12 protein-coding genes and 1 riboswitch are annotated in these 13881 nt (G+C 67.7%); of the genes, 6 read left to right on the top strand and 6 right to left on the bottom strand.

From position 1 onward, the window contains the following. The first annotated feature begins 35 nt into the window (after window positions 1-35). Window positions 36-1076: a zinc-dependent alcohol dehydrogenase family protein gene (locus ABD301_RS28980; RefSeq protein WP_344313512.1), complete on the top strand. Its 1041-nt coding sequence runs from the start codon at window positions 36-38 to the stop codon at window positions 1074-1076. Window positions 1077-1138: 62 nt separating this feature from the next. Here ABD301_RS28980 and pgm read toward each other — a convergent pair whose 3' ends face one another. Together pgm and ABD301_RS28970 are read right to left on the bottom strand one after the other, a co-directional pair. Beyond that, a complete protein-coding gene (pgm, locus tag ABD301_RS28975) occupies window positions 1139-2776 on the bottom strand; it encodes a phosphoglucomutase (alpha-D-glucose-1,6-bisphosphate-dependent) (RefSeq protein ID WP_344313511.1) in 1638 nt (545 codons plus the stop codon). A 57-nt stretch (window positions 2777-2833) separates the two neighbouring features. Beyond that, window positions 2834-3127: a hypothetical protein gene (locus tag ABD301_RS28970; protein ID WP_344313510.1), complete on the bottom strand. Its 294-nt coding sequence runs from the start codon at window positions 3125-3127 to the stop codon at window positions 2834-2836. A 70-nt stretch (window positions 3128-3197) separates the two neighbouring features. Further along, a riboswitch (SAM riboswitch) is annotated at window positions 3198-3313 on the top strand. A gap of 32 nt (window positions 3314-3345) precedes the next feature. Between ABD301_RS28970 and ABD301_RS28965 the strand changes: the two genes are divergently transcribed. Both ABD301_RS28965 and ABD301_RS28960 read left to right on the top strand, forming a co-directional pair. After that, window positions 3346-4683 carry an aminotransferase class V-fold PLP-dependent enzyme gene (locus ABD301_RS28965; RefSeq protein ID WP_344313509.1) on the top strand — a complete coding sequence of 446 codons (1338 nt, stop codon included), beginning with the start codon at window positions 3346-3348 and terminating at the stop codon, window positions 4681-4683. Window positions 4684-5014: 331 nt separating this feature from the next. Beyond that, complete coding sequence (locus tag ABD301_RS28960; protein WP_344313508.1) at window positions 5015-5542, top strand: hypothetical protein; 528 nt, start codon at window positions 5015-5017, stop codon at window positions 5540-5542. A gap of 72 nt (window positions 5543-5614) precedes the next feature. On the opposite strand, the gene ABD301_RS28955 is transcribed toward ABD301_RS28960, so the two are convergent. Together ABD301_RS28955 and ABD301_RS28950 are read right to left on the bottom strand one after the other, a co-directional pair. Next, on the bottom strand, window positions 5615-6766 hold the full coding sequence (locus tag ABD301_RS28955; RefSeq protein WP_344313587.1) for an RNA polymerase sigma factor: 1152 nt from the start codon (window positions 6764-6766) through the stop codon (window positions 5615-5617). A gap of 5 nt (window positions 6767-6771) precedes the next feature. Continuing rightward, complete coding sequence (locus ABD301_RS28950; RefSeq protein WP_163571999.1) at window positions 6772-7179, bottom strand: YciI family protein; 408 nt, start codon at window positions 7177-7179, stop codon at window positions 6772-6774. A gap of 518 nt (window positions 7180-7697) precedes the next feature. On the opposite strand from ABD301_RS28950, the gene ABD301_RS28945 reads away from it, so the two are divergent. Continuing rightward, window positions 7698-8936, top strand: coding sequence for a hypothetical protein (locus ABD301_RS28945; RefSeq protein ID WP_344313507.1), 1239 nt, complete (start codon window positions 7698-7700; stop codon window positions 8934-8936). Here the strand turns inward: ABD301_RS28945 and ABD301_RS28940 are convergent. Next, window positions 8911-10092 (bottom strand): NAD(P)/FAD-dependent oxidoreductase, encoded by a 1182-nt coding sequence (locus ABD301_RS28940; RefSeq protein ID WP_344313506.1) that lies wholly within the window; start codon window positions 10090-10092, stop codon window positions 8911-8913. The two genes, ABD301_RS28945 and ABD301_RS28940, sit on opposite strands and share 26 nt — an antisense overlap. Beyond that, window positions 10089-10427, bottom strand: a complete 339-nt coding sequence (locus ABD301_RS28935; RefSeq protein WP_163572003.1) for a bifunctional 3-phenylpropionate/cinnamic acid dioxygenase ferredoxin subunit — start codon at window positions 10425-10427, stop codon at window positions 10089-10091. The genes ABD301_RS28940 and ABD301_RS28935 overlap by 4 nt, the downstream gene beginning before the upstream one ends. 128 nt (window positions 10428-10555) lie before the next feature. On the opposite strand from ABD301_RS28935, the gene ABD301_RS28930 reads away from it, so the two are divergent. Both ABD301_RS28930 and ABD301_RS28925 read left to right on the top strand, forming a co-directional pair. Continuing rightward, window positions 10556-11338, top strand: a complete 783-nt coding sequence (locus ABD301_RS28930) for an IclR family transcriptional regulator domain-containing protein (RefSeq protein WP_163572004.1) — start codon at window positions 10556-10558, stop codon at window positions 11336-11338. A 116-nt stretch (window positions 11339-11454) separates the two neighbouring features. Then, entirely contained in the window at window positions 11455-13881 is a 2427-nt protein-coding gene (locus ABD301_RS28925) for a GcvT family protein (RefSeq protein ID WP_344313505.1), read from the top strand.

Raw genomic sequence — 13881 nt, 5'->3', positions numbered from 1 at the left:
AGCGGCTGATTATCGCCGTTTGGCAGGATGATCACATGCGGGCCGTCGTGTATCAGGGTTTTGCCGAGCCACCGTCCCTGGTGGAGGTCGCCGACCCGGTGCCGCCAGCCGGCGGTGTGGTCGTACGCGTGGAGGCCACCGGGCTGTGCCGCAGCGACTGGCACGGTTGGCAGGGCCACGACTCGGACATCTCCACTTTTCCGCATATTCCCGGGCATGAGTTCGCCGGTGTGATCGCCTCCGTCGGCGCTGGCGTGATCGGCTGGCAGGAGGGTGACCGGGTGACCGCGCCCTTCGTCTTCGCCTGCGGGGCCTGCCCGGAATGCGTGGCCGGCGACCATCAGGTGTGTCGTCGGCAGCAGCAGCCCGGGTTCAGCCTGCCCGGCTCTTTCGCCGACTACGTCGTCGTGACGGACGCGGCCACCAACCTGGTGGCGCTGCCGCTCGCGGTCGACCTGGCGACCGGCGCCAGCCTCGGCTGCCGCTTCGCCACCGCGTACCGAGCCGTCGTCGCCCAGGGACGTGCCGCCGCCGGTGAGTGGGCGGTGGTCTACGGCTGCGGAGGCGTGGGCCTGTCGGCCGTCATGATCGCGGTCGCCCGCGGCCTGCGGGTGGTCGCCGTCGACGTGTCGGTCCAGGCTCTGGAGCTGGCCCGGTCCTTCGGCGCTTCGGTCACCGTTCTTGCTGGTGACGCGCCTGATGCGGTGATCGAGGCGACCGGCGGCGGTGCCCACCTGTCTCTCGACGCGCTCGGCAGTCCCGGCACCTGCGCCGCCGCCGTCGCGAGCCTGCGCCGCCGCGGCCGGCACGTTCAGGTCGGGTTGCTCCCCGGCGGGGCCCCCGACCTGCCGATGGGCCGGGTCCTCGCGTACGAACTGTCCGTGGTCGGCAGCCACGGCATGGCCGCGCAGGCCTACCCGGGCATGCTCTCTCTCGTCGCCTCCGGTCAGCTCCGCCCGGACCTGCTCATCACCCGGTCTATCTCTCTCGACGAGGCTCCGGCGGCTTTGGTCGCCCTCAGCACCGCCAGCCCCACCGGCATCACCATGATCGCGCCTTCGCTGAGCACTACCTAAAAATGGCGCCCCCGAACTCGAGTCAAGTCTGTGGGGGTGACAGTTTTGGACACCAAGGAGCGCTAGGACAGCACGGACGTCACCAGAGCGCGGGCTTCGGACTGGAGGGCGGCCAGGTGGTCGTCGCCGCGGAAACTTTCCGCGTAGATCTTGTAAACGTCCTCGGTGCCCGACGGGCGGGCGGCGAACCAGCCGGATGCGGTGACCACTTTCAGTCCGCCGATCGGCTCGTCATTTCCGGGCGCCCGGGTCAGGGTGGCGGTGATCTTGTCGCCGGCGAGTTCGGTCGCGGTCACCTGGTCCGCGGACAGCTGGGCGAGCGCGACCTTCTGGTCCGGGGTGGCTGGCGCGTCGATTCGCGCGTACGACGGCGCGCCGAACTTTTCGGTGAGCTGGCGGTAGTGCTCGCCCGGATCGGACTGCGTGGTGGCGAGGATCTCGGCGGCCAGCAGATCCAGCAGGATGCCGTCCTTGTCGGTCGTCCACACTGATCCGTCCATCCGCAGGAAAGACGCGCCGGCACTTTCCTCGCCGCCGAATCCCACCGAGGCATCGGAAAGTCCGGGTACGAACCACTTGAACCCGACCGGCACCTCGATCAGGTCCCGACCGAGTTCGGCGGCGACCCGGTCGATCATGCTGGAGGAAACCAGCGTTTTGCCGACAGCGGCCGAAGAAGGCCAGCCGGACCGGTTCCGGAACAGATAGTCGATAGCGACGGCCAGGTAGTGGTTCGGATTCAGCAGGCCGGCGGCCGGTGTGACGATGCCGTGCCGGTCGGCGTCGGCGTCGTTTCCGGTGGCCAGGTCGAAATCCGAGCGACGAGAGATCAGCGACGCCATCGCGTACGCGGATGAGCAGTCCATCCTGATCTTGCCGTCCCAGTCCAGCGTCATGAACCGCCAGGTCGGGTCCACCAACGGATTGACGACCGTCAGCTCCAGATGGTGGGTTTCCGCGATAGCCGCCCAATAATCGACCGAGGCGCCGCCCAGCGGGTCGGCGCCAATGCGTACGCCGGCACGGCGAATCGCGTCGATGTTGACGACGGACGGCAGGTCGTCCACATAGGACCCCATGAAGTCGTACGAGTGCGTGGTCGAGGCCGTACGCGCGCGAGCCGTCGTAACCCGCCTTACACCTTCCAGTCCCGCGGCCAAATATTCGTTGGCGCGCTTGCCGATCCAGTCGGTGATCGCGCTGCCGGCCGGGCCACCGTTCGGCGGGTTGTACTTGAAGCCGCCGTCGGTGGGCGGATTGTGGGAAGGCGTCACCACCACACCGTCGGCGATCCCGGAGGATTCCCGGTTATGCCGCAGAATGGCGTGCGAAACGGCTGGTGTCGGGGTGTAGCGGCCGGCCGCGTCGATCGCGACCGTCACCTTGTTCGCGGCGAAGACCTCCAGCGCGGTCCAAAAAGCCGGCTCGGACAGCGCATGGGTGTCCTTGCCCAGAAAAAGCGGCCCGGAAATGCCCTTCCCGGTGCGGTAGTCCACGATTGCCTGGCTGGTGGCCGCGATGTGGTCCTCGTTGAAGGCGGTGTTCAGCGACGCGCCGCGATGTCCGGACGTACCAAAGGAAACTCGCTGGCTCGGCACCGCAGGGTCGGGGTGCTCGGTGTAATACGCGGTGACGACGGCGGCGACGTCGATGAGGTCTGCTGGCCGGGCCGGCTGGCCGGCGCGCGGGTCTGTCGGCATGGGATCTCCTTGAGGTCAGCGGAAAAGTCACACCCGGGCCGGGTCGTGCGACGGCTGTTACTGGGCGGACGGGCCCTGGTTGCGGGCTTTCATGCTGTACGGCCGGCCCAGTGACGGGCCGAAGGCGGCCGTCTCGGTCGGGTCGACGGACCGGGTGGCCTCGTTCAGCTGCCGGTCGGCCACCGCGAAGGCCACCGCGCAGCGGCTGATCATCGGACCGCCGACGGTGGTGATGATGTGGATGTCCGGGTCGGCGCCGTAGCTGAGCACCGTCGACACCACAACCTCGGGCGGCACATGCAGGCGGGCAGCGGCCTCCGCGGTGGTAAGCCAGTCCGTTCCCTGCGGCATGCGCCCATCGTACGCGTCACATCAGAACGTGATTGCCCCCAGCGCGGGTGATCGGTTACCGTCTTGGACAGGTCATGAGTGCCAGCGCGTAGCCCCGGCTTGCTGGCCGGCAACCCTCCAACCGCGGTGGGGTGCCCCGGGTGAGGACCGGGCTGTCGGCGATATCGGCGACGGCAAGCGCGGGCCCCGCAGCGGGTCCATGACCCGAGGGGCCTGCCATGACCGCCGTTATCTCCCGCCAGATCGATGCCCTGTTGCCCGTCGTGGGCGGCGATCTGGCCGCGCCGCTGGTGACCGGCGAGTGTCGCCCGTACGCGAACCTCGACTACGCGGCGAGCGCCCCGGCGCTGGCCGGAGTCGCCAGTCACGTCAACGAACTTCTGCCGTTCTACGCGAGCGTGCACCGCGGCGCCGGTTACGCGTCCCAGGTGAGTACGGGTGTGTACGAGTCGGCTCGCGCGATCGTCGCGAACGCGTTCGGCGCCCGCGATGACGATGTCGTCGTCTTCACCCGCAACACCACCGACGCCTTCAACCTGCTCGCCGGCTGTGTGCCCGCGGACCGCGGCGATGTGCTGGTCCTGGACCTCGAACACCACGCCAACCTGCTGCCTTGGCGGGACCGCGACTACCGCTGCCTGCCGGTCTCCTCGACGCTCGAACAGACGCTGAAAGATCTCGACTCGGCGCTCGCCGCGGCGCCCGCCGCGCTGGTCACCGTCACCGGCGCGTCCAACGTGACCGGCGAGTTGCTGCCGCTCGAGGAGATCGCCACCATCGCGCATCGGTACGGCGCCCGGCTGGCCGTCGACGCGGCCCAGCTCGCCCCGCACCGGCCGATCGACCTGGCCGCCGCCGGCATCGACTACCTGGCGTTTTCCGGCCACAAGCTCTATGCGCCGTTCGGTGCGGGCGTGCTGGTCGGGCGCCGCGACTGGCTCGACACCGGTCGGCCGTACCTGGCCGGTGGCGGTGCCGTCCGCCAGGTCACCCTGACCGACACCGCGTGGGCGCCAGCGCCGGCCCGGCACGAGGGCGGCACGCCCAACGTGCTCGGCGCGGCCGCGCTCGCGAGGGCGTGCCAGCTGCTCGCCGCGCTGCCGGCTGGCGCGCAGGAAGCCCACGAAGCCGCCCTTCAGGAGCGGCTGCTGGACGGTCTGGCCGGGCTCGACGGCGTACGAGTGCACCGGATCTTCCCGGACAGCCCCGGCGCGATCGGAGTGGTCACTTTCAGCCTGCCCGGATACGACCCGGGGCTGGTCGCCGCGTACCTGTCGGCCGAGCACGGCATTGGCGTACGCGATGGGAAATTCTGCGCGCACCCGCTGCTGTCCCGGCTTGGGCTGGCAGCCGGCGCCATCCGCGCGAGCCTCGGCGTCGGGTCCTGCTCGGACGACGTGGACCGGCTGGTCAGGGCGCTCTCGGAGTTCCTGGAATCCGGCGCGAAGTGGACGTACGCGCAGGTCGACGGCCGTTGGACGCCGTCCCCGGACCCGCGGCCGCGACCGGACTGGGCGCTGGGTTCCACCGCCGGCACCTCGCCCTGCGCCAACTGATCCGGGAGGGGTCTCGCCGCCGCCGCTGTAGACTGCGTTTTCGCAGGTCAGGCGGATGGAGGAGCGGTCGTGGGGTTCGCTGCGTCTGGTGGCCTGTCCAGTGAGGTCAACCTGCTGTCCCAGGGCACCGGGAGCCTGGCTCGGGGCGTGCCGCCGGTGCAGCCGGGAACGCTGTTCGTGCTGGGCGTGCACGGTGGCATGAGCGTTTCGCCGAATTCACGGTTCACCCTGGTTTTTGGCCGCAACGAGCCGGAAGTGCATGTCTGTGTCGGCGTCGACGACCCGCGGGTGAGTCGCCGGCAGGGACATCAGCTACGACGGATCCCGCTGGGTGCTGGAAAACCTGGGCCGGGCGCCGATCCGACTGCCGGGCGCGCGGCTGCTGCTCAAGGGCCACCGGGAAGTGCTGCCGATCGCGTACACACCGCTGTTTGTTGTTTGCCAGGAACGTGAACACCTGCTGGAGGTGCGAGTCGCGGACCGGCAGCTGCCGGCGTCCACGAGCGTGCCGGAGATGAGTACGCGGCACGTGCCGGCCTGGCCGCTGAGCGATCGAGAGCGGCTGGTGCTGGTGTCGTTGGGCCAGCGCTACCTGCGGCATGAGGTGCATCCGCGGCCGCTCGCGTGGGCCGAGGTGGCGAGCGAGCTGAACGTGTTGGGCGCGCAGGAGAACTGGGGGCCCAAAGGCGTCGCCCATGTGGTGATGAACGTGCGGGAGCGGCTGCGGAAGAAAGGCGTGCCCGGGCTGGTACGGGACGAGGTCGGCGAACCGGTCGGTAACGCGCTGAACCACAATCTGCTGATCGAGTTGCTGCTGTCCGCGACGCTCGTACCGACGGGCCTCCGGCTGCTGGACTGACCACCTTCGAGTCGTTGATTTGGACATTTCGGGCGTACGTTGCGCTCCATGGCGAGCACTCTGCGCGCCGCCTCAGCCGCGTCCCCGAAGCTGAGCGTTGAGCCGCGCGGCCTGACGGGTCAGGTGGTCCCGCTCGGGCAGGCTGGATGCCAGCGGGGCCGCCTCGGCGTAGAGCCGCGCCGCGGTCACCGGATCGCCGTCACGTTCGTGCAGGTACGCGAGTACGGCGGTGTGACGAGGCAACGTGCGGTCAAGCCCGTCAAGAGCGGCCAAGCCGGCTCGCGGACCGTCGGCCTCGCCCACCGCGACGGCCCGATTGAGGCGGGCCACTGGGCTGTCTGTCAGGCGTACCACCTCGTCGTACCACTCGACGATCTGCACCCAGTCGGTCTCCTCGGCCGTCCGAGCGTCCGCGTGCAACGCGGCAATCGCGGCCTGGGCCTGGTATTCGCCCAGGCGGTCGCGGGCCAAGGCGCTCTGGAGTACGTCCACGCCCTCGACGATCAAGTGGGTGTTCCAGCGGCCGCGGTCCTGGTCGGCGAGCGGGACGAGGCTGCCGTCGGGGGCGGTCCGGGCCGGCCGGCGGGCGTGATGCAGCAGCATCAGCGCCAGCAGGCCGGCGGCCTCCTCGTCCCTGGTTTTGCCCACCAACTGGCGGGTGAGCCGGATCGCCTCGGCGGCAAGGTCGACGTCACCGGAATAGCCCTCGTTGAACACCAGGTAGAGCACCCGCAACACAGTGCCCAGATCACCAACCTGGTTGAACCGGACACCGGAGACGGTCCGCTTGGCCCGGCTGATCCGCTGGGCCATGGTCGCCTCGGGCACCAGGTAAGCCGCCGCGATCTGCCGGGTGGTCAGGCCGCCGACCGCGCGCAGGATGAGCGCGACGGCCGAAGCCGGGGTCAGCGACGAGTGCGCGCACAGGAAGTAGAGCTGGAGGGTGTCGTCCACACCTTCGCCCGGACCGGCTTCGGGTTCACTGTCGACACGTACCTCACGATGCCGCCGGGACGTGTCGGCGCGAGCGGCGTCCAGGAACTTGCGCCAGGCCACCGTGACCAGCCAGCCCTTGGGGTCCTGCGGTGGGCGATCGGCCCAGCCACGCACCGCCTCGACGAGAGCCTCCTGAACGGCGTCCTCGGCCGCCGCGAAGTCGGCCCCGCGACGAACGAGGATGCCGATCACGGTGGGGATGAGGGGCCGCAGCAGGGCCTCGTCGATGGTGGTCACTCCGTGATGGTGTGCGATGCGCCCATGAACGGCCGCAGCTCCAGCCATTCGTGGATGGGCCTGCCACCGGCACCCGGCGCCGCGGACAGCTCGCCAGCCAGCTCGAGCGCCCGCTCGTACGTATCGGTGTCGATCACCATCCAGCCGGCGATCACGTCCTTGGTCTCCGCGAACGGGCCGTCGGTGACCGGCGGGCGGCCCTCGCCGTCGGAGCGTACGAACGTGCCCTCCGCGGACAGCGCCTGGGAGTCGACGAACTCGCCCGACTCCTGCAGCCGATCGGCGAAGTCGCGCATGTACTTCACATGGGCCGAAACCTCCTCCGGCGTCCACTGGTCCATCGGTACGTCGTTGACCGCCGCCGGAGCGCCGCGGTAGTGCTTGAGCAGCAAGTACTTGGCCATCGATTTCTCCTCAGTGCAGTACGACCCATTGTCGTCAGGTTCACGCCAGGGACGGAGACGACAACGGGTTCTCGACATCCTGCACGAGATTCTTTTCGGCCCGGTTCTGAACCTCAGGTGTCGGTCCAACACAACAAAGCATCGGTAAAGAGCATCCTATGTAACGTTCATGCGTAGGCGGGCATGGTCAGCCGCTGTTGCCGTCACCCCAAGCGGGTGGGGCGGTCGATGCCCTTAAGGTAAACGTTTCGCCTGCTCAGAATGGGTGTCGAAGTTGTTGATCTTGTTCACTTTGCCTACCCAAAAAGGACAATTCAGTCCTATGTCCGTTTTGGGTAGGCAAAGTGAACAAGATCAACAACGAATCTCAGTTACCGAAGCGTTTTCGGCGCATCGGGGCGTTGCGGACATGGGGTTGGTGGCGGCGATGCGCGAAAGATCGTCCGTTTGGTCCCTTGTGGGGACAGAGTGTCAGTCGGTATTGATGACGAGTTGATGGGCAGCGGCTGAGAGGCGTGATGGCGCAACCGGGGAACGTGGCCGCGCTCACACCGGGTGGGGGCAGCGTCCAGCAGGACGCGGCCGCCGGGGTGGTCGCTGAGCTGGTGGCGTATTCGCTGCTCAACCATGCCGCACAGCAGATCGCCGAAGGGGTGGCGGCGGTGCCGCCGTGGCGAGTCCTGGTGGTCGAGGACCGTACGCTCGCAGCCACCGACTGGTCTTATCACGCGGTCACCGAGCAGATGGGCCGACTGAGCGCCGAGCTCAAGGCGGCCAGCGAGAAAGTCGCCGAGGCTTCCGCGCCGCCGAAACAGTTGCCGTCACCATCTTCGACGGCGTCGGTCCATCCTGGCCAGGAAGGCCTGCTGGCCGAAGTGGCCGCGGCGGCGACCGCCGCGCTCGGGGTTGCGAACGCCGTTCCGGCGGTGGTTGGCGCGATCGCTGACACCATCGGCTACCTGCGTACGGACTACACCATCACCGGCCGCGCTTTCACCGTGAAGTCCACCGCTTTGGTGACCGCGGTGGCCCGGGCTCTCCGGCAGCAGGGCGTACGGTCCGAAGTGGACGGTTTCCATACTTTCCCGGCCACCACCGCAAGCCTCGCGGCTTTCTCCGATTTCCAGCACCTGCAACGAGACCTGACGGTGTCTCGGCTGACTTTCGTGCAGCAGAAGCTGTCGCCGGCGATCGCTGAGGTGGCCAAGGGGAACACCGCGCTGATGGCGGCTCAGGCCGAGGTCACCGCGGCCCGCGCGGCTCAGCCGCCGGACCAGGTCAGGGAAAAGCTGGCCGAAGCCGCCGCCGAGGAGGCCGCCGATCGGCTCTCCCGGGCGCAGCAGGCGCAGACGCTGGCCCAACAAGTCGCCGATCTCGCCGCCGCGTCGCTGACCCGGGCCTCGACCTTCGAGACGACCGTCACCACCGTGCCGGCCGGCGGTGGGTTGCCGCCGCTCGCGGTGGCCGCGACGCTGGAGCGGCTGCATGCCAGCGGGGACAACGCGATCACCCATGTGCTGTATGTCGGAGTTGATGTGGCCGGCGGCGAAACCGTGGTGAAGAAACGGTTTCTCGGTGCGCCGGGGATCCGCTACATCGGTTCTTGCCAGGTTTCGGCGATGCTGGTGGGCAACGACGGCGACGTGGCTTGGGCTCGCACGATGACCCTGGTCGGGCAGCTCAAATACTCTCCGGGTAAGGGAAAATTCGCTACCCCGGAAATGGTCGAGGTCAAGATGAACGATCAGTCGCGTTAGCTCGCAGCTGTTTGCGCGTACGAGTGAAGATTTTCGGGCTGTTGATGGCGAACGCACCGGTCATTCGGTCGCCGCGATGGTAGGTGGCGACGAACTTGCGTTCTTCCGGTGAGCCGTCGATGATTCGGATCTCGTCGGTAGGAGCCGTCCGGCCGGCGTACTGAATCCAGGCGTCGTACTGCTTCGACCAGAAATAGCCGCTGGCGCGGTAGTGGGTGATCGTACGACCGGCCAGCAGATTTGCGACCGCGACGGCTGGCTGGTCGTTGGCGTTCGTCCAATGCTCCTGCCGGACGTACGCGTCGTGCTCGGCCGACCAGTAGCGCGCGACATCCCCGGCGGCGACCACATTTGCCAGCGGCGTCACGCAACCCGCGTCGGTGAGAACCCCATTGTCGAGATGCAGACCGGAACCGGTGAGCCAGTCGGTGGCCGGTCGCATGCCGATCCCGACCACGACCACTTCGGCCGGCAGCAGGCGCCCGTCGGCCAGCCGTACGCCGGACACCCGTCCGTCCACAGTGGACAGGCCGGTGACTTTCGTGCCGTACAAGACAGAAACTCCGTTTTCAGGGTGCAGTCGTGCGCATACCTGCGCGAGTTCTGGCCCGAGCAAGGGGGCGAGAGGATCCGCTAACGCTTCCACGACGGTGACCCGAAGTCCGAGGGCACGGCAACTGGCGGCGACCTCGGAGCCGATGAACCCGGCGCCGATGATGACAACATTTTCGGGCCCTGCCTGGAGATCTTGACGTAAGGCGATGGCGTCGTCGAGGGTTCGCAGCACGTGGACGCCGGCGACCGAAGGCCCCGGAAGGTGCCGAGCATGGCCACCGGTGGCGATGACGACGCCGTCGGTCGGGATGTCGGTGTCGTCCGCCAGCACGACCGTGCCAGCGGCGGTGTCCAGCTTCGTTGCCGGCACACCGAGTCGCCAATCGGCGTTGAGCGCCGCCACATCATCGGTGATGGCCAGCGCGATGCCGTCCTGCTCGGCCTTGCCCTGCAGGAACTCCTTCGACAGCGGTGGTCGGTCGTACGGCTGGTGCGGCTCGGCGCCGACCATTGTCAGGGCGCCGTCGTAACCGGCCTCGCGTAGGGCCTGCGCGGCCCGCAGCCCGGCGAGCGAAGTGCCCACCACCGCGATTCTCTTCACGCCACCTCGGCTGTCCCGTTGTCGGCCGCTGTTTGGTCGGCGACGCTGACGTACACGTCACCGTCGCTGACCACCACAGGATACGTGCGGACCGGCCGTTTTGCCGGTGGTCCGGTCGGCACGCCAGTACGCAGGTCGAAGCACGCCTCGTGCAGCGGGCACTCCACGAAACAGCCCTCCAACCAGCCATCGGACAGCGAGGCGTCCTGGTGGGTGCAGGTGTCGTCGATGGCGTAAAGCTCGCCGTCGGCGTTGAAGACGGCGACCGGGACCGGTCCGACCACCCGTACCGACTCACCTGGTGGCAGATCGGTGAGGGAGCAGGCGCGGATCATGGCATACCTCACAAGACCGTTGCGTAGTCGACAACTCAGTTCGCGCTCCGCAACACTGTGCGGCAGCCTTACCGGTCCCGTCAAGCCCTCAAAATGTGTCTGATGCGGACTGCGGTTACTGTTGCGCTATGAGCAATTCGGACTCCGGGCGAAATCCCGCCGCTTTGGTGCAGTCCGTAGACCGGGCCGTGACGGTCCTGGAGCTGGTGGCCAAGCACGGTGAGGCCGGCATTACCGAGATCGCCACCGAGCTGGGCGTCCACAAGTCGACGGTGTCGCGATTGCTGTCCGTGCTGGAAAGTCGCGGCATGGTCGAGCAGTTGGGGGACCGCGGGAAATACGTGATCGGGTTCGGGATCGTACGCCTCGCTGGCGCCGCCACCGGTCGGATCGATGTGGCCAGGCTTGGTCAGGTGAGCTGCCAGGAACTCGCCGACCAGCTCGGCGAAACGGTGAACATCGCCATCCTGGACGAGGATTCGGCGATCAACATCACCCAGGCGCACGGTTCGGCCGCGGTGTCCGCGCAGAACTGGATCGGCCAGCGGACGCCGCTGCATGCCACTTCCAGTGGGAAAGTCCTGCTCGCGCACATGCCGGTCGACCGCCGCCGACGGCTGTTGCGGCGCAAGTTGGAGGAGTTCACGCCGCGGACGATCACCGACGCCGACCAGCTCAAACAGGAGTTGGAACGGGTGGTTTCGGACGGCTATGCCACGTGTTTCGAGGAGCTGGAGCTCGGCATGCACGCGGTCGCTGCGCCGGTTCTGGGCCAGCGCGGCGAAATCGTCGGCGCGATCAGCGCCTCCGGCCCCGCCTACCGGCTGCCCCGGCGGCGGATCCGGCAGGTCGCCGACGAGCTGGCCGAGGTGGCCGGCCAGCTGTCCGAGCAGCTCGGCTATTTGGCCTAATTCTGATTTATCGTTCGCGGTCTTGACAGGGGCGTCCTCGATCGCGCACCGTGTTGCTGATAGCGGAACAGGGCGCTCTGTACGCAACACCCTCCCCGGCCGGCTAGGAGCTCGGAATGGCTGTGCAGCCCCGTGTTGTCATCATCGGCGCCGGCATTGTTGGCTGCGCGCTGGCCGATGAGCTGACCGAGCGCGGCTGGACCGATCTCACCGTGCTGGAGCAGGGGCCGCTGTTCGCCACCGGCGGGTCGACCTCACACGCGCCTGGGCTGGTTTTCCAGACCAACCCCAGCAAGACGATGACCGAGTTCGCCAGCTACACCGTGCGAAAGTATTCTTCCTTGACATTGGACGACGCCTGGTGTTTCCGGCAGGTCGGCGGCCTGGAGGTGGCGACCACCCAGGCACGGCTGGTCGAGCTGAAACGCCGGCGTGGCTGGGCGACCTCCTGGGGCGTGGAAAGCTCGCTGCTCTCGCCGTCCGAGTGCGCCGAGCTACATCCGTTGCTTGATCCGGAAAGAATCCTCGGCGGTTTCCACACCCCGACCGACGGGTTGGCCAAGCCAGTCCGGGCGGCGCAGGCACAGGCTCGTCGGGCCATCGACCGCGGCGCGCGCTTCCTGGATCAGCAAAAGGTGACGGCGATCGATCGTACCGCCGGCCGAGTTCGGGGCGTACGCACTGAAACGGACGAGTTCCGGGCGGACGTGGTGATCTCCGCGGCCGGCATGTGGGGGCCGTTGATCGGCGCGCTCGTCGACTTGACCGTACCGTTGGTGCCGATGGCCCATCAGTACGCCAAAACCACGCCGCTGCCGGACCTGCGCAGTGACGGTTTTCTTGAGGCAACCCTGCCGATTCTGCGCCATCAGGATGCCGACCTGTATTTTCGCGAGCACGGCGATCGGCTGGGCATTGGCGCGTACGGGCATCGGCCGATGCCCATCGAGCCGGCCGAGATTGGCTCACTGCCAGGGATGCCGTCCGAATGGCCGTTCACCCCGGAGGATTTCGAGCAGTCGTGGGCCGACGCCGCGGACCTGCTGCCGGCGCTCGCGTCGAGCAAGGTCGAAGAGGGCGTCAACGGCCTCTTTTCCTTCACCGCGGATGGCAATCCGCTGCTTGGCGAGCACCCCGACCTGGCCGGATTCTGGGTGGCCGAGGCCGTGTGGATCACCCATTCGGCCGGTGTCGCGCGCGCGATGGCCGAGTGGCTGGTGGACGGCGCGCCGCGGACAGACCTGCATGGCTGCGACCTGAACAGGTTCGAGACCGCGCAACTCGCGCCCGGCTACGTGCACGCCCGCAGCTGTCAGAGCTTCGTCGAGGTCTACGACATCCTGCACCCGTTGCAGCCCGCCGAAAAATATCGCTCCCTACGGACAACGCCCTTCTATGAGCGGCAAAAAGACCTCGGTGCGGTGTTCTTGGAGGCGGCCGGCTGGGAAAGGCCGCACTGGTACGAGGCCAATGCCGATCTCCCCGAGGTGGCTGGCATCCCCGCCCGCAACGAGTGGGCCTCTCGGTTCTGGTCACCGATCGCCGGCGCCGAGGCGTTGGTGGCCCGCGAGCGGGTCGCGATGTTCGATATGACCCCACTCAAACGGCTGGAAGTGACCGGCCGGGGTGCGCTGCCTTTCCTGCAGACGCTGACAACGAACCAGGTCGACAAGAAGCCGGGCGCTGTCACGTACACGCTGATGCTTGGCGAGGACGGCGGCATCCGCAGCGACCTCACGGTGGCCCGGCTCGCCGACCACACCTTCCAAGTCGGAGTGAATTCGCAGCTGGACCTGGACTGGCTGCGCCGGCAGCTGCCGGCCGACGGATCCGTGCAGGTCCGGGATCTCACCGGCGGCACCTGCTGTATTGGTCTATGGGGACCGAGGGCGCGGGAAGTGTTGGCACCGCTGACAAAACAGGACTTCTCGCATCGGGCGCTGGGATATTTCAAAGGCCAGCAAGCGTATGTCGGCGGGGTGCCGGTGACGGCGTTGCGGCTGTCGTACGTCGGTGAGCTCGGGTGGGAGCTCTACACTTCCGCCGAATACGGCCGGTTGCTATGGGACACGTTGTTCGAGGCCGGCCAGTCGGCTGGGATCATCGCCGCCGGGCGGAGCGCCTTCAACAGCATGCGGCTGGAAAAGGGCTATCGACTGTGGGGCACGGACATGACAGCCGAACATGACCCGTACGAGGCGGGTGTCGGTTTCGCGGTGAAGATGGACAAGGGATTTTTCGTTGGACGTGAGGCTTTGGAGGGAAAGCCGCCATCATCGCGACGACTTTCCTGTCTGACCATTGACGATCCGTACGCGGTGGTGATGGGATCGGAACCGGTGTATGTGGGCGGCCAACCGGCCGGCTATGTGACGAGTGCCGCTTTCGGCTACACGATAGGGAAGAGCATCGCGTACGCGTGGCTTCCGGTCGAGGCGGTGGCTGGCACCACCGTGCAGGTCGAGTATTTCGGCGAGCGGGTGCCGGCCACGGTGGCCGCCGAACCACTGTTCGATCCGGGCATGGCCCGGCTGCGCAGCTGA

Source organism: Fodinicola feengrottensis, assembly GCF_039530045.1.
Taxonomy (GTDB): domain Bacteria; phylum Actinomycetota; class Actinomycetes; order Mycobacteriales; family HKI-0501; genus Fodinicola; species Fodinicola feengrottensis.
This window is presented reverse-complemented; position numbering and strand designations above follow the sequence as displayed.